9 protein-coding genes are annotated in these 15786 nt (G+C 60.5%); 8 read left to right on the top strand and 1 reads right to left on the bottom strand.

What is annotated here, in order from left to right; all coding sequences use genetic code 11:
- The first annotated feature begins 130 nt into the window (after positions 1 to 130).
- From GYN08_RS05845 to tsaD, 8 genes are all read left to right on the top strand, one after another.
- A complete protein-coding gene (locus tag GYN08_RS05845) occupies positions 131 to 2578 on the top strand; it encodes a YhgE/Pip domain-containing protein (RefSeq protein ID WP_166273170.1) in 2448 nt (815 codons plus the stop codon).
- Between the two features lie 649 nt (positions 2579 to 3227).
- Entirely contained in the window at positions 3228 to 7820 is a 4593-nt protein-coding gene (gltB, locus tag GYN08_RS05840) for a glutamate synthase large subunit (protein WP_166273169.1), read from the top strand.
- Positions 7821 to 8050: 230 nt separating this feature from the next.
- Positions 8051 to 9013 (top strand): ABC transporter ATP-binding protein, encoded by a 963-nt coding sequence (locus GYN08_RS05835; RefSeq protein WP_206023634.1) that lies wholly within the window; start codon positions 8051 to 8053, stop codon positions 9011 to 9013.
- Positions 9006 to 9788, top strand: a complete 783-nt coding sequence (locus GYN08_RS05830; protein WP_166273168.1) for an ABC transporter permease — start codon at positions 9006 to 9008, stop codon at positions 9786 to 9788. The genes GYN08_RS05835 and GYN08_RS05830 overlap by 8 nt, the downstream gene beginning before the upstream one ends.
- A gap of 248 nt (positions 9789 to 10036) precedes the next feature.
- Positions 10037 to 10570, top strand: coding sequence for a tRNA (adenosine(37)-N6)-threonylcarbamoyltransferase complex ATPase subunit type 1 TsaE (gene tsaE, locus GYN08_RS05825; protein ID WP_166273789.1), 534 nt, complete (start codon positions 10037 to 10039; stop codon positions 10568 to 10570).
- Positions 10557 to 11390: a tRNA (adenosine(37)-N6)-threonylcarbamoyltransferase complex dimerization subunit type 1 TsaB gene (gene tsaB, locus GYN08_RS05820; protein ID WP_166273167.1), complete on the top strand. Its 834-nt coding sequence runs from the start codon at positions 10557 to 10559 to the stop codon at positions 11388 to 11390. Before tsaE ends, tsaB begins: the two co-directional genes overlap by 14 nt.
- Positions 11391 to 11497: 107 nt before the next feature.
- Positions 11498 to 12025 carry a ribosomal protein S18-alanine N-acetyltransferase gene (gene rimI / locus GYN08_RS05815; protein WP_166273166.1) on the top strand — a complete coding sequence of 176 codons (528 nt, stop codon included), beginning with the start codon at positions 11498 to 11500 and terminating at the stop codon, positions 12023 to 12025.
- Between the two features lie 5 nt (positions 12026 to 12030).
- The gene (gene tsaD, locus GYN08_RS05810; RefSeq protein ID WP_166273165.1) at positions 12031 to 13107 is read left to right on the top strand and encodes a tRNA (adenosine(37)-N6)-threonylcarbamoyltransferase complex transferase subunit TsaD; all 1077 of its coding nucleotides are present in this window, start codon (positions 12031 to 12033) and stop codon (positions 13105 to 13107) included.
- A 471-nt stretch (positions 13108 to 13578) separates the two neighbouring features.
- Here the strand turns inward: tsaD and GYN08_RS05805 are convergent, their stop codons facing one another.
- Positions 13579 to 15540, bottom strand: coding sequence for an ABC-F family ATP-binding cassette domain-containing protein (locus GYN08_RS05805; protein ID WP_166273164.1), 1962 nt, complete (start codon positions 15538 to 15540; stop codon positions 13579 to 13581).
- Positions 15541 to 15786 lie beyond the last annotated feature (246 nt).

Raw genomic sequence — 15786 nt, 5'->3', positions numbered from 1 at the left:
GGATTCGAAGGCGACGGGCCTGCTGAAAAGCGGGCCGTTTTTTTGCTCTAAAATGACTAAATGATCGAATTAGTCATTCGGTCCGAAAAAGGCTGGATAAAAAAAGAATGAAATCGGGGAGAGAAACAAATTGAAATCTTTAGGCGTATTTTTCAGCGATTTGAAGACTCATTTGAAAAATCCGAAGATTCTGATTCCGATCGTCGTCGTTCTGTTCATTCCCGTACTGTACAGCGGGCTGTTCCTGACGGCATTCTGGGATCCTTACGGTAAAATGGACGAAATTCCGGTCGCGGTCGTCAACCTCGATCAGGGAGCGCAGTATGACGGAGAGACGCTGCAAGCGGGACAGGATCTGATCGACGAATTGAAAAAGGACGGTTCGTTCGATTGGCAGTTCGTCGATGCGGACACCGCCGCCCGCGGTCTGGAAGACGAAACGTATTATATGCGGATCACCGTTCCGGCAGACTTTTCGCGGAAAGCGACGACGGTCCTGGACAAGCAGCCGCAGACGGCGGAGATCGAATTTTCGCCGAACAAAGGGTATAACTTCCTGGCCGGCCAAATCGGCGAAACGGCCATGAAGGAAATCAAAGGCAAAGTATCCGAAGCGGTCACCAAAACGTATACCGAAAAGCTGTTCGCCAAACTCGACACGATTTCGGAAGGATTCGGTGATGCCGGCGAGGGAGCGGGCAAGCTGAAAGACGGAGCCGGCGACCTGGGCAGTGGAGCCGGTGAATTGAAAGACGGCGCTTCGCAGTTGAAGGATGGGCTGGTTCAAGCCGGAGACGGTGCCGTCGCTTTGAAAGAGGGAGCCGGCAAGCTTCAAAACGGCACGCTTCAGCTTCAAAACGGAGCGGCGACGCTGCAGGAGAATCTGGACAAGCTGGCCGCCGGGGCGGTCAGCCTGCAAAGCGGACAGAGCAAGCTTCAAAACGGCGCCGCGCAGCTGAAGACCGGAGCGGGTTCGCTGCAGACCGGAGCCGGCAAGCTGGCGGGAGGTCTCGGCCAGCTGTCCGATGCGCACGGCAAGATCGAAGCCGGAGCGGCCGGCCTGACCGAAGGCGCGGTGCAGCTGCAGGCCGGCATCGGACAAGCGGCGGGCGGAGTCGGCAGCCTGCGGGATGCGCTTAAACAAAGCGCGGCCGGCAGCGCGCAGCTCAAAGACGGACTTGCCGCTTCGAGCCAGGCGAGCCAGCAGCTGAATGCGGGAGCGCAGGGCGTAGCCGACGGGCTGGAACATCTGCTCCAGGCATCGCCGCAGCTGGCGCAGAGTCCGGACGCGCAAAAACTGCTGGCAGCCGCCCAGGCGGTCGCGGCCGGCAGCGGAGAACTTAGCGCGGGCCAAGCCAAGCTGAGCGAAGGCGCGGCCAAGCTTGACGGCGCGCAGCAGCAGATGCTGAGCGGCGCGGAGCAGCTTGCCGCGGGGGGCACGAAGCTTCAAACCGGAGCGGACAGCCTGATTGCCGGACAGAAGCAGCTCGGCGAAGGCCTGAAGCAGTTCGGCGCCAAACTGGACGAAGCGGCGGCCGGCGGTCGGACGCTTAGTGCCGGCGCGGGACAACTGGCCTCGGGCAGCGCTCAATTGGAAGCCGGGCTCGGCCAGGCGTCCGCGGGCGCAGGCGAACTGGCTTCCGGCGCGCGGCAGCTCAGCGCGGGGGCCGGCAAGCTCGGCAGCGGCGCGGGCGAGCTGGCTTCGGGCGCCGCGCAGCTCGGCGCGGGCACCGACACGCTGGCTTCGGGAGCGGTCAAGCTCCGTGACGGAGCGGGCAAGCTGGAAGACGGCGCCGGACAGCTCCAAGACGGAGCCGGCCGATTGGCCGACGGTTCCGGCGAGCTGCAGAGCAAGCTGAGCGAGGCGGCGGCAGAGACCGCCGACGTCAATAAAGGCGACGCCAACGCGCAGATGTACGCCGCCCCGGTCGAACTGAACGAGACCGTCTATCATGACGTGCCGAACTACGGCACGGGCTTCGCGCCGTACTTCCTGTCGCTGGGCCTGTTCGTGGGCGCGCTGATCTCGACGCTGGTCGTGCCGCTGCGCGGCTCTTCCGTCGCCGAGACGACAGGCTGGAACCGGTTTGTCAGCCGCTTCTTGTCATTCTTCGGCATGAGCCTGCTGCAGTCCGCTTTGGCGGTCGTCGTGACGCTGTTCGTGCTGAAGATGGACGTGCAGAGCGTGCCGCTGTTCTGCCTGTTCACGTGGGTGGCCAGCTTCTCGTTTACGATGATGATTCAGGCGTTCGTCACCTGGCTCGACAATCCGGGCCGGTTCATGATGCTGCTGCTGTTGATCTTCCAATTGACGACCAGCGCAGGCACGTTCCCGCTGGAATTGATCCCGAATTGGATGAAAGCATTCAATCCTTGGATGCCGATGACCCACACCGTAATCGGCTACAAGGCCGCCATTTCGACGGGAGCCGCCGACGTCGTCTGGCATCAAACGATTCTGATGGGGGCGATCGGCGTCGCGTTCCTGCTGTTGACCCTGTTCTACTTCCTGCGCGAGCGCGACGTGCGTCAACCGGAGACGAGCGCCAATCCCGCTCCGGCAGGAGCGCACGCTTAAGCGGGATCGGATTCGAAGCCCGGCGCCTGCCCGCCGCATGCGCCGGGGTCGCGTCCTATATAATAGTAGATAGCCGACATTGTTAAGGCGTATACCATAGGCGGACACGGATTTTTCGCTGTTCAACCCTCTTCTCCGCGCGGGAAGAGGGTTTTGCTTTTTCTTCCGCTATTTTCGTTCAAAGGTTCCCCCGCTCCGATTGCATGGAAGTTTTGCGTCGGATTTTGCACATTTTGCATCATTGCTTGGACAAATCGCCCCAGGCATAGGCAAAGCGTAAATTTTGTCGTATAATGACTCAAAATCATGCCGTCCACTCCGAACGCCGCCGCGGGCGCATGGCTGCTCATTTCAGTACATCAATGCGCTAATGCTTCTCTGCGAAAACTTTTTCTATCGGGCGGATAAAAGATTTAAATTGCATGCTGTGTAAGCTGAATGTTACAATGGGGGAACTAAAATCCAACTGCGAACCCGCTTTTTCGCGGGATGTGGAAGACTGCTTTTTGACCCCAGCGGAACCCCCGCCGGGTGCGAAAAGGAGTCTGTTCTCTTATATCTGCGGCTTTTCGGTGGCGTGCCACGCGCGAGCACCCTTATCTCTTTGTCGGGATGAACGAATTTCATTATAGAAAGGTTGTTTGATGAAATGACTGGATTGCCTCCGAAACAGGGTCTATACGATCCGCAGTTCGAAAAAGACGCCTGCGGCATGGGCTTTATCGCCAATATCAAAGGAAAGCCCGCGCACGATATCGTCAGCCGGGGACTGACCATGCTCGAAAACATGGAGCACCGCGGCGGCCAGGGGGCCGAACCGAACTCCGGCGACGGAGCGGGCATCATGCTGCAGATTCCGCACGGGTTCTTCGCGTCGCAGGACCTCGGCTTCGCGCTGCCGGCCGAAGGCGAATACGGCGTCGGCATGCTGTTCCTGTCCACGGACGACAAGATCCGCGCCCGTCACGAGTACCTGCTGGGCGAGATCGTGCAGGCGGAAGGACAGAAGCTGCTCGGATTCCGCACCGTGCCGACCGACGACAGCACGCTGGGCCATTCCGCCAAGGCGGCCAAGCCGTGCGTGCGCCAGATTTTCATCGGACGCGGCGAAGTGAACGGAACGGACGACCTGGCTTTTGAACGCAAACTCTACGTCATTCGCCGCCTGGCCGAAATGTCTATCCGCTACGCGGAAGGCGAAGGCGCGGAAAGCTTCTACATCCCGAGTTTGTCGAGCCGGAAAATCGTGTACAAGGGCATGCTGACCACCGCGCAGGTCGGACAATTTTACCCGGATCTTCGCGACGAGAAGCTGACTTCGGCGATCGCGCTGATCCACTCGCGTTTCAGCACGAACACGTTCCCGAGCTGGGACCGCGCGCACCCGTACCGCTTCATGATCCACAACGGCGAGATCAATACGATGCGCGGCAACGTCAACTGGATGCACGCGCGCCAGACGCTGTTCGAGAGCGAAGTGTTCGGCCCGGACCTCGATAAGGTAAAGCCGGTCATCAACCCGGACGGCTCCGATACGGCGATGTTCGACAACACGTTCGAATTCCTGTACCTGAGCGGACGCTCGCTGCCGCATGTGGCGATGATGATGGTGCCGGAGCCGTGGAGCAAGCACGAGACGATGGACGATACGAAAAAAGCGTTTTACGAATATCACAGCTGTCTGATGGAGCCGTGGGACGGCCCGGCCGCGATGGCGTTCACGGACGGCGTGCAGATCGGCGCCATTCTCGACCGCAACGGCCTGCGCCCGGCGCGCTACTACGTCACGAAGGACGACGAGATTATTCTCTCCTCCGAAGCGGGCGTACTGGACGTGGCTCCGGAAAACATATTGTACAAAGACCGCCTGCGTCCGGGACGCATGCTGCTGATCGACACGAAGGAAGGCCGCATCATTTCCGACGAGGAAGTGAAAGAGCAGATCGCTTCGGAGCAGCCGTACCGTCAATGGCTGGACGAACATATGATCAATCTGGAGGAGCTTCCGGACGCGCAGGAACCTCCGGCGCCGAAGCACGAGAACGTCACGCAGCTGCAGCTGTCGTTCGGCTACACGTTCGAAGAGCTGCGCAAAGTGCTGGAGCCGATGGCGTCCACCGGCATCGAAGCGACGGGCTCGATGGGCTACGACGCGCCGCTCGCGGTGCTCTCCGACAAGCCGCAGCGTCTGTACAACTACTTCAAGCAGATGTTCGCGCAGGTCACGAACCCGCCGATCGACGCCATCCGCGAAGAGATCGTCACGTCGGCTTCGACGGCGATCGGCGCGGAGCGCAATCTGCTGCATCCGGAACCGGAAAGCTGCCGCATGATCGCGCTCGACACGCCGGTGCTGTCCAACGAAGATTTTGCCAAGATCCGTCATGTGCACCGTCACCGTCCGGGCTTCCGGGCGATGACGATTCCGATCTTCTTCGAAGCCGCGCGAGGCGCGGAAGGACTGCGGGATGCGCTGGACGAGATGTGCGCGGCCGCAGACCGGGTCATCGAGAAGGGGCATAATATCCTGATTCTGTCCGACAAGGGCGTGGACCGCGACAATGCCGCCATCCCGGCGCTGCTGGCCGTCTCGACCATGCATCACCATCTGATCCGCAAAGGCAGCCGGACCAAGGTCACGCTGCTGCTCGAATCGGGCGAACCGCGCGACGTGCACCATTTCGCGCTCCTGCTCGGCTACGGCATCAGCGCCGTGAACCCGTATCTGGCGTTCGAGACGCTGAAGGACATGATCGCGCAGAACATGCTGAGAGGGATCACGCACGAGAAAGCCGTCAAGAACTACATCAAGGGAACGACCAAGGGCGTCGTGAAAATCCTGTCCAAGATGGGCATCTCCACGATCCAGTCGTACCGCGGCGCGCAGATCTTCGAAGCGGTCGGCCTGAAGTCCGAATTCGTGGACCGCTACTTCACGTGGACCCCGTCCCGCATCGGCGGCATCGGCCTCGAAGAGATCGCGTTCGATACGCTGCTTCAGCACAACCGGGCGTTCTCCGACAAGGAAGGCATCGACAAGGTGCTGGACTCCGGCGGCGAATACCAGTGGCGCAGCGACGGCGAAGAGCATTTGTTCAATCCGCAGACCATTCACCTGCTTCAGCAGGCGGTGCGTACGGGCGATTACGAAACGTATAAAAAGTACGCGCGTCTCGTCGAAGGCGAGTCCAAGCAGCATCTGACGCTGAGAGCGCTGCTGAACCTCAAGCCGGCGGGCGAACCGGTGCCGCTGGACGAAGTGGAACCGGTCGAGAACATCATGAAGCGCTTCAAGACCGGCGCCATGTCGTTCGGTTCGATCAGCAAGGAAGCGCACGAAGCGCTGGCGATCGGCATGAACCGCGTCGGCGGCAAGAGCAACACGGGCGAGGGCGGCGAAGATCCGGCGCGCTTCGTGCCTGACGCCAACGGCGATTCCCGCCGCAGCGCGATCAAGCAGGTGGCGTCGGGCCGTTTCGGCGTCACGTCGAACTATCTGGTCAACGCCGACGAGATTCAGATCAAGATGGCGCAGGGCGCCAAGCCGGGCGAAGGCGGACAGCTGCCGGGCCGCAAGGTGTATCCTTGGGTCGCGGAAGTTCGCGGTTCGACGCCGGGCGTCGGACTCATCTCGCCTCCGCCGCACCATGACATCTACTCGATCGAGGACCTGGCGGAACTGATCTACGATCTGAAAAACGCCAACCCGCGCGCGGACATCAACGTCAAACTGGTATCCGAAGTGGGCGTCGGCACGATCGCGGCCGGCGTCGCGAAAGGACGCGCCGACATCATTCTCGTCAGCGGCTACGACGGCGGCACGGGCGCGTCTCCGCAGGGCTCGATCCGTCACGCGGGCATGCCTTGGGAGCTGGGTCTGGCCGAGACGCACCAGACGCTGATCCTGAACAATCTGCGCGACCGCGTCGTGCTGGAGACGGACGGCAAAATGCTGTCGGGCCGCGACCTTGCGGTCGCCGCGCTGCTCGGCGCCGAAGAATACGGCTTCTCCACGGCGCCGCTCGTGGCGGTCGGCTGCATCATGATGAGAGTGTGCCAGCTGGACACTTGTCCGGTCGGCGTCGCGACGCAGAATCCGGAACTGCGCAAGAACTTCATGGGCGATCCGGAGCATGTGGCGAACTTCATGCGATTCGTGGCGGAAGATCTGCGCGAGATCATGGCGCAGCTCGGCTTCCGCAGCGTGCAGGAAATGGTCGGCCGCACCGACTGCCTGGACGCGGTGGACGCTTCGCATCACTGGAAGAAGAAAGGCCTCGACCTGACGCCGCTGCTGCACACGCCGGAGCTTCCGGCCGGCAGCAAGCCGTTCCGGGCGCAGACCCAGAACCACGGGCTGGAGCAGACGATCGATATGCGCGAACTGCTGACGGCGGCCGCTCCGGCGCTGGAGCGCGGCGAAAAGGTCGAAGCGTCGTTCAAGATCACGAACGTGGACCGGGCGACCGGCACCATTCTCGGCAGCGAAGTGACGCGCCGCTACGGCGCGGAAGGCCTGCCGGAAGACACGATCAAGCTGCATTTTACCGGCTCCGCGGGTCAGAGCTTCGGCGCGTTCGTGCCGAAAGGCATGACGCTTGAAGTGGTCGGCGATTCCAACGACTATGTCGGCAAGGGACTGTCCGGCGGCAGGATTATCGTCAAGCCGGACCCGAAAGCGACGTTCAAGTCCGAGGAGAACATCATCATCGGCAATACGGCGTTCTACGGCGCGACCGGCGGCGAAGCGTATATCAGCGGTATCGCCGGCGAACGCTTCGCGGTCCGCAACTCCGGCGTCAAGGTCGTCGTCGAAGGCACGGGCGACCACGGCTGCGAATACATGACCGGCGGACGCGTCGTCGTGCTCGGCGAGACGGGCCGCAACTTCGCGGCCGGCATGTCCGGCGGCGTCGCTTACGTCTACGACGGAGCGGGCGACTTCGTGAGCCGCTGCAACCTGGAAATGGTGCTGCTCGAGCCGCTCGAGAACGAAGCCGAGAAGGACGAAGTTCGCGGCATGATCGAGCGTCACGCCGAGCTGACCGGCAGCGGCGTGGCCAAGCTGATCCTCGACGGCTGGGAACAGACGTCGGGCCGCTTCGTCCGCGTCATTCCGAAGGACTACAAGCGGATGCTGGAACAGATCGAAAAAGCGGAATCCAGCGGCCTGAGCGGAGATGCCGCGCTGCTGGCCGCTTTCGAAGCCAATATGCGCGAGCTGGCGCGTACCGGCGGTTAAGGGACGAGTTTCTTTTCCGAATAGCATGCATTTCGCAAAAATGCTGAATCAGCAGGCCTACCCCTTTCTCCCCAAGAGAAGCGGGTAGGCTTTTTTTGCGGAAACGATCGAATGAAACCGCAGAGCTATGTTACATTGGTAAGGCGGGGGCTTTTTTCGGGGAAAGGGAGCGGTGCAAACGGAAGCGGAGGCGAAGAAACAAATCGAATAAAAGGAGGAGCACATCCGATATGGAAATCATAAGCGACAAGATGCCTCATTTGAACGAAACAAGCGGCATTGTCGGCGAACCTGTCGTTCGCTTCAACAATGTCGTCAAACGGATCGGCCGCAAAACGATCATCGAAGGCTTGACGCTCGACGTGCCGCCGGGGCAGGTGTTCGGCTTCCTCGGACCGAACGGTTCGGGCAAAACGACGACTATCCGCATGATGACGGGGCTGATGGCGCCGAGCGCGGGAGATATTCTCGTCTGCGGCCGCAGCATCACCCGGGAGTTCGAGCAGGCGATTTCGCAGGTCGGGGCGATCGTGGAAAACCCCGAGATGTACGGATTCCTGAGCGGCTACCGGAATTTGCAGCAGTACGCCCGCATGCGGGCCGACGTGCCCAAAGAACGAATCGACGAAGTCGTGCGGTTTATGGGGTTGGAGCATCGCATTCGCGACAAAGTATCTACATATTCGCTCGGCATGCGTCAGCGGCTCGGCGTCGCGCAGGCGATTCTGCATCGGCCGAAGCTGCTGATCCTCGACGAGCCGACCAACGGTCTAGATCCGCAGGGAATTCGAGAGCTGCGCGATTATTTGCGGGAGCTGACGCGCCTGGAAGGGACGACCGTGTTCGTGTCGAGCCACCTGCTGAGCGAAATGGAGCTCATGTGCGATACGGTCGCGATCATTCAGGCGGGCCGGCTGATCGACGTGCGCGAACTGCACGGCGAAACGGATCTCGAAGCGGCGGTGGAAGTCGCGTTCGAGGTGGATCGGCCGGAAGAAGCGCTGCGGCTGTTCGGCGACGGGGCGGGAGAGATTCGCGAAAGCCGACTGATCGTAAAAACGAACCGGGAAGGGATCGCGGAAGCCAATAGACGCCTGGTACAGGCCGGCATCGCCGTATACGGCATCCGAATGCTTACCCGTTCGCTGGAGGATCAATTCCTGGAGATGACGGGAGGCGGGCATATTGTCTAACTTTTTCGGATTGGTTCATAACGAAAACGTAAAAATTTACGCGCGGGTGCGGACTTGGATCATGCTGGGCATTATTGCGCTGACGGCGCTCCTGATGCCTGTCCTGATGTACTTCGTCAGCGACGAAATCGGGCTGTGGAGCGTCATGAATACCCTGCTGCTCTTCAAGTTTCTGCCGACGGTATTCGCGATCGCCGTAGCGGCCGACTCGGTGGCCGGCGAATTCGCCAGGGGAACGATCAAGCTGCTGCTGATCCGGCCGTGGAGCCGGAGCAAGGTGCTGCTGGCCAAATATTTGTCGCTGGTGCTGTTCATGCTGGGCCTTTTTACGCTGTTTACCGGACTCGGGCTGCTGGCGTCGGCGATCTTGTTCGGGACGGGCTCCGCTTCGGACGACTTGCTGGCCCAAATTTCCGGGAGCATGAGCGCTTACTTCTGGTGGTCTTTGCTGTACGGAATCGTCGAGAGCCTTATCTATATGACGATGGCGTTCATGTTTTCGGCGGTCTTCCGAAGCAATTCGCTGGCGGTTGCCCTGACGATTATCCTGCTGTTTATGGGAAATGTCATCACGCTGCTCGTCGATCCCGCCAAATACGCGATCGGCCGCTATCTGCTGTTCGCCAATCTCGATCTGACCCAGTATATCAACTCGGCGACCGGGCAGCACGGCGTCATGTCGCTTGGATTCTCGCTGGCCGTGCTGGCCGTCTATTACGCCGTTTTCTTGGGGCTTGCGTTCTGGGTATTCCGAAAAAGGGACGTGGCGGCTTAAGGCGCGGCGGTTTTCCCGATACCCGAAAGCCGCTGCGCGCATCGGAGCGGCCGTATCGGATCGAAAATAAATCTGTCCTGCCCGCTTCGGCGGCGCAGGACGTTTTTATTCGGGCGGGGAGGAAAGCGGGAGTGCCCGCGGCGAATCATTTGCGTTATAATGAAGAGATCAACGAAACGGCCGGTTTTTTTGAAGCCCGTGCCGAAGGGGAAGCGAAGGTGGAACGAAGCGTGCACGCATACGAAACAATCCGCAGGGAATGGATCTCTCGCGGCGAAGCCGATACGGCCGAATTGGCCGCCTATTTCGCCAAGCTGGCGCAGCCGGGAACCGTCATCGCGCTTGACGGAGACCTGGGCGCGGGCAAAACGAAGTTTTCGCAGGGCTTTGCCGCCGCGCTCGGCGTCCGGGGCGTAGTGAACAGCCCGACGTTTACGCTGATCAAGGAATACGAAGGCAGACTGCCTCTCTACCATATGGACGTCTACCGGATCACGCAGGACGAAGCGGAAGATCTGGGGTTGGACGAGTATTTCGAAGGAAGCGGCGTATCGCTGGTCGAATGGGCCGTGCTGATTCCCGACCTGCTGCCGGAGTGCCGGCTGAATCTGCGGATCGAGCATGCGGGCGGAGAAAGCCGCCTGATCCGCTGCGAAGGCGTGGGCGCGCCGTATACGAAGTGGGTCGAATCGCTGCCGGAGCCGGCACGTCCGCCCGGGGCAGAGAACGCGGCAGCGGAAGAAACGAACAAGAATGGGGAATTCGAAAATGGAAAAGCATAACCGGCCGGAGGGCCGGATTTTGGCGCTGGACACGTCGAGCGCGGCGCAGGCCGTAGCCGTACTGGACGAGAACGGAGTTTTGTACGAAAGCTGCAATCCGGCCGAGCGCAATCATTCCGTCAATCTGCTGCCGGAGATCGAACGTGCGCTGCGCGAGTCGGGAACGGATAAAAGGGAACTGGCCGGCATCGCCGTCGGCATCGGTCCCGGCTCGTATACCGGCGTTCGTATCGCCGTCACGTCCGCGAAGACGCTGGCTTGGGCGCTGAAGCTGCCGATAGCGGCGGTATCGAGTCTGGAAGCCCAGGCGGCTTCGGGACGGGAAGCCGCCTCTCCGCAGGGCCGGGGGTGGATCGTGCCGCTGGTCGACGCCCGGCGCGGGCAGGCGTATACCGCGCTGTTCGGGACGCCGGAGCTTCCCGCGAGCGGCGGCGATGCGGCCGAAGGGAACGCGCCGAACGGCGGCACGGAGAACGCTGCGCGGTTGAAAAGGCTGGCCGACGATGCGATTCTGATGGTCGATGATTGGACGGCGCGAATCGCGGATCGCCTGAAGAAACTGCCGGAGAGCGAGCGGCCGGAATACGTGCTGTTCACCGGCGAGACCGAAAAGCATGCCGAAACGGTTCGGGGACTCGCTGAACTGGCCGGACTGCGGACAGAACAGGTCCTGCTGCGGGACTGCCCGGCGGAAGGGCGCTGGATCGGCCGGATCGGCCGGCTCAAGCTGGCCGCCGGCGAGACGTCCGACGCGCATGCGCTGCTGCCGAACTACACTCAGGTCACCGAAGCGGAAGCGAATTTGCTGCGCAGGCCGTAAGCGGGGCATAATGGGGAAGAAGCGAACTGCGCGGCGTCGTGCGGGCGCGCGCAGTATCGCGGGAAGACACCGGATATCCAATCTTGCAGAAAAGGGGGCCGCACCGGATGCAGCACCGAGAAACCGAACCGGCACAGTCTTCGGGCAATCCGTCCGTATCTTTTCGCGCCATGCGGCTCGAAGATATCCCGGACGTGATGATCATCGAACACGAGTCGTTTTCGCTGCCGTGGACGGAACAGGCGTTTCGCAGCGAGATGACGCTGAACCATTTTGCCCGTTATCTCATCATGGAAGTGGGCGGGAAGCCGGCCGGCTATGCCGGCATGTGGACGGTCATCGACGAAGCGCATATTACGAATATAGCCGTGCGCACCGCCTACCGCGGGCGCAAACTGGGCGAACGCCTGCTGAACGAACTGTTGGATACGGCGAAGGCGCTGGGGCTTGAACGCGCGACGCTGGAAGTGCGCGTCAGCAACGGCGTCGCCCGGAATCTGTATACGAAAATGGGATTCCGCGAAGTCGGGATCCGCAAAGGGTATTACTCCGACAACAACGAAGATGCCGTCATTATGGTGGTCGATCTCAAGGATCGTCCGAAGGCGGCCGGAAATACGGAAGGAAGCGTGTAACGGGCATGAACATGGCACCCAAGCAACAAAAGGAAGACGCGAACCGGAAAAGCACCTGCATCTTGGCCGTGGAAACGAGCTGCGACGAAACGTCGGTCGCGATCGTCAGGGACGGCCGGGAAGTGCTCGTCAATCTGGTCGCCAGCCAGATCGAGACGCATAAAGCGTTCGGAGGCGTCGTGCCGGAAGTCGCGTCGCGGCAGCACGTCGAATGCATCACGCTGCTCATGGAGCAGGCGATCTCGGAATCGGGCGTCGCTCCCGAAGAACTGACGGCGATCGCCGTAACGGAAGGCCCCGGACTCGTCGGCGCGCTGCTGGTGGGCATCATGGCGGCGAAGGCGCTGGCCTTCGCGCTGGACAAACCGCTGATCGGCACGCATCATATCGCGGGGCATATTTACGCCAATCGGCTGACCGAAGAAATTCAATATCCGGCGATTGCGCTGGTCGTCTCCGGCGGACATACGGAAATCGTGCGGATGGAGAGCGAAGGACGGTTCGAAGTTATGGGACAGACGCGAGACGACGCGGTCGGCGAAGCGTACGACAAGGTCGCCCGCGCGCTGGGATATCCGTATCCGGGCGGTCCCCACGTCGATCGGGCGGCTCAGGCGGCCGAATCGGCCGTTCCGCTGCCGCGGGTATGGCTGGAAGAAGGCTCGTACGATTTCAGCCTCAGCGGACTGAAGTCCGCGGTGCTGAATCTGGTCAACCAGAGCCGAATGAAAGGCGAAGAGGTCGACGCGGGAGGCATCGCGCGAGGATTCCAGGAATCCGTCGTCGAAGTGCTGGTCGGCAAAGCGATCCGCGCCGTGCACGAATTCGGGGCGAAGCAGCTGCTGCTCTGCGGCGGCGTGGCCGCCAACGGCGGGCTGCGGAGCGAGCTTGCGGCCCGCTGCGCGGCGGAAAGCATTACGCTGGCGATTCCGCCGATGAAATACTGCACCGACAACGCCGCGATGATCGGCGCAGCCGCCCATGTCAAGTGGATTCACGGCGAAGTCAGCGACCTGTACATCAAAGGCGAGCCGGGCATGTCGCTGGAAGGCTGGTCGGTCGGGGCGTCGGGCGCTCGCTGAACCGGCCTTCGGCAGGCGGCCCAAGCGGCCGACAATTCGAAATATCCGAGAGCCTCTCCCGATCGGGAGAGGCTCTTTTGTGCGTACGCGCCGTCTCTTTCCATCGTGTAAAATGCGGGTAAAAAAGTACGCGGCTGCGAAACTCTTTTAACGCACGTTTTACTCTCGCTTGTCAATCCCTGAATAATCTTATCCACATATCCCCTTTGAGTTGTGAATAAACGCTTCCATCCCGCGCCAGACGGCTGCTTTCTTTTCTCTGCAAAAGGGGATATGTTTTTCATGTGGAATCCTATAAATCTGTGGATAATGTGCATAACAAAGTGGATAAAATTGGTTTCAAAGCAGAAGAGCCGATTTAAAAAGCAAAAAACCGGCCTGGAAGGCCGGTAAGTAAGCGAGCTGCCTCTTAAAAATGTGGATAAGCCGGTGGATAAAAGGGATAGATAAAAATGCCGCTTGACAAAAAAATTATTCCGCAGCCAGCGACTCCCATTCATCGTAAGCTTCCGCCAGCTGCGTTTTGTTGGCATCGATGGCCGTCTGCCGTTCCTGAATCGCCATGTAATCTTCGTAAATTTCCGGAAGCGTCAACTCCAGTTCAAGGGCGGCGACGGCGCTCTCGAGCTCGGCGATCACCGTCTCCAACTGTTCCAGGCGGCGCTGGCGGCTTCGCTCTTCGCGTTTTGCCTGTTTGCTCTCCTCGAACGAAGTCGGGGCGCTCTTGGATTCTTCGGCCGAAGGCGCCTGAGCGGCGGCTGCGGATTTCTGCTTGTTTGCGCCGGTCAGCGCAGCTTCGCGCGCAATTTCTGCAAGCTCCTGCTTTTTTTCCACATAGTCGTCGTAGTTGCCCAGATAATTGGTGATGCCGTCCGGGCTCAGCTCGACGACCCGCTCCGCCATTTTGTTCAGGAAATAACGGTCGTGGGAAATGAACAGCAGCGTGCCTTCGAAATCGATCAGCGCCGATTCGAGCACTTCCTTGCTGTACAGATCCAGATGGTTGGTCGGTTCGTCGAGCACCAGCGTGTTCGCTTCGAGCAGCATCAGCTTGGCCAGGGATACCCGCGCTTTTTCCCCGCCGCTGAGCGCCGAAATTCTTTTCAGGACGTCTTCGCCGCTGAACAGGAAGCTGCCGAGAACCGTGCGGATACGGGCTTCTTCCATGTGCGGATACGTGCTCCACAGTTCTTCCAACACGGTATTCTGCGGGTTCAGCGTGTCCTGTTCCTGATCGTAATAGCCGATCTGCACTTTGGCGCCCCAAGTAATCCGGCCGCGGTCGGGCTTAAGGCGTCCGATCAGCGCCTTGAGCATCGTGGACTTGCCGACGCCGTTGGGACCGATCAGCGCGACCGTCTCGCCGCGGCTGAGCGCGAACGAAGCTTCCCGGAACAGCGGATCTTTGCCGTCGTAGGAGGCGGATAGGCCTTCCACCTGCAGCACGTCTTTGCCCGAAGTGTACGCGGCCTGGAACGAGAAGTTCGCCCGCTTCAGGTCGCCGGCCGGCCGGTCGAGCCTGTCCATTTTCTCCAGCGCTTTGCGCCGGCTTTGGGCCCGTTTGGTGGTGGAGGCGCGGACGATGTTCTGCTGAATGAACGCTTCCATTTTCGCGATTTCGCCCTGCTGCTTCTCGTACTGCTTCAGATCGGCCTCGTATTCCGCGGCCTTCAGCTCCGTATAGCGGCTGTAGTTGCCCGTGTAGCGGCGCGCCCTGTGGCGTTCGATCTCCACGATCGCCGTTACCGTCTTGTCGAGGAAGTAGCGGTCGTGGGAGACGATCAGCAGGCCGCCTTCATAGCCGCGCAAATAATCTTCGAGCCAGGTCAGCGTCTCGATATCCAAGTGGTTCGTCGGTTCGTCCAGCATGAGCAGGTCCGGTGCCTGAAGCAGCATTTTCGCCAGCGCCAACCGGGTCCGCTGTCCGCCGCTGAGCGTCGACACGACCGTTTCCGGAGCGAAGTCGCCGAAGCCCATTCCGTGCAGCACGCTGCGGATTTTGGTGCCGATCTCGTAGCCGCCGTGATCGCGGAACCAATCGGAACGCATCGCGTAACGGTTCAGCAGATCCTGGTAGGCTTTGTCGCTTTCGGAATGCGAGGCGCCTTGGGTAATCTGCAGTTCCATTTCGCGGATTTCCTTTTCGGCTTCGATCAAGTCCGCGAACACGTCCAGCATTTCCTCCTGGATGGTGCGGTCCGACTGCAGCCCGCTGTTCTGGGCCAGATAGCCGATCGTCGTTTCTTTGTTTTTGAAAATCTGTCCTTCGTCGTGCGTCATCTCTCCGGCCAAAATCTTGAGCAGCGTCGATTTGCCCGCGCCGTTTACGCCGACGAGGCCGATCCGTTCGCGCTCCAGGATTTGGAACGTAATGCCTTCCAGAATGCTCTGGACGCCGTATCTTTTCGTGATTCCCGTTGCTTGCAGCAGCATGTTTCCGAGTCCTCCGTGCTTGTGAAATGGTCTTTTGTGATTTTATTTTACATTAATAGAGACGAAAAACCAAAGAAGTCTTGCAGGACGCCGGCCGCGCCGCGGCGCAGAACCGCCTTCGGGCGCAAACGCGTTCAAGAAATGCCGGCCGCGCCCGGAGAGCGTTTCCGAAGAAAAAACCGCCGGCGGGTCCGGCAGGGGCCCCGGGCGGTGGTTATTTGCGCAAAACAATGATAAACTTGAGCA

The organism is Saccharibacillus alkalitolerans (genome assembly GCF_011090185.1).
In the GTDB taxonomy this organism is placed as follows: Bacteria; Bacillota; Bacilli; order Paenibacillales; family Paenibacillaceae; genus Saccharibacillus; species Saccharibacillus alkalitolerans.
This window is presented reverse-complemented; position numbering and strand designations above follow the sequence as displayed.

What these genes read in the sequence shown, in the direction of transcription:
- gltB (WP_166273169.1), top strand. Translation starts at nt 3,228, where the DNA reads ATGACTGGATTGCCTCCGAAACAGGGTCTATACGATCCGCAGTTCGAA.
- GYN08_RS05835 (WP_206023634.1), top strand. Translation starts at nt 8,051, where the DNA reads ATGGAAATCATAAGCGACAAGATGCCTCATTTGAACGAAACAAGCGGC.
- tsaB (WP_166273167.1), top strand. Translation starts at nt 10,557, where the DNA reads ATGGAAAAGCATAACCGGCCGGAGGGCCGGATTTTGGCGCTGGACACG.
- rimI (WP_166273166.1), top strand. Translation starts at nt 11,498, where the DNA reads ATGCAGCACCGAGAAACCGAACCGGCACAGTCTTCGGGCAATCCGTCC.
- tsaD (WP_166273165.1), top strand. Translation starts at nt 12,031, where the DNA reads ATGAACATGGCACCCAAGCAACAAAAGGAAGACGCGAACCGGAAAAGC.
- GYN08_RS05805 (WP_166273164.1), bottom strand. Translation starts at nt 15,540, where the DNA reads ATGCTGCTGCAAGCAACGGGAATCACGAAAAGATACGGCGTCCAGAGC.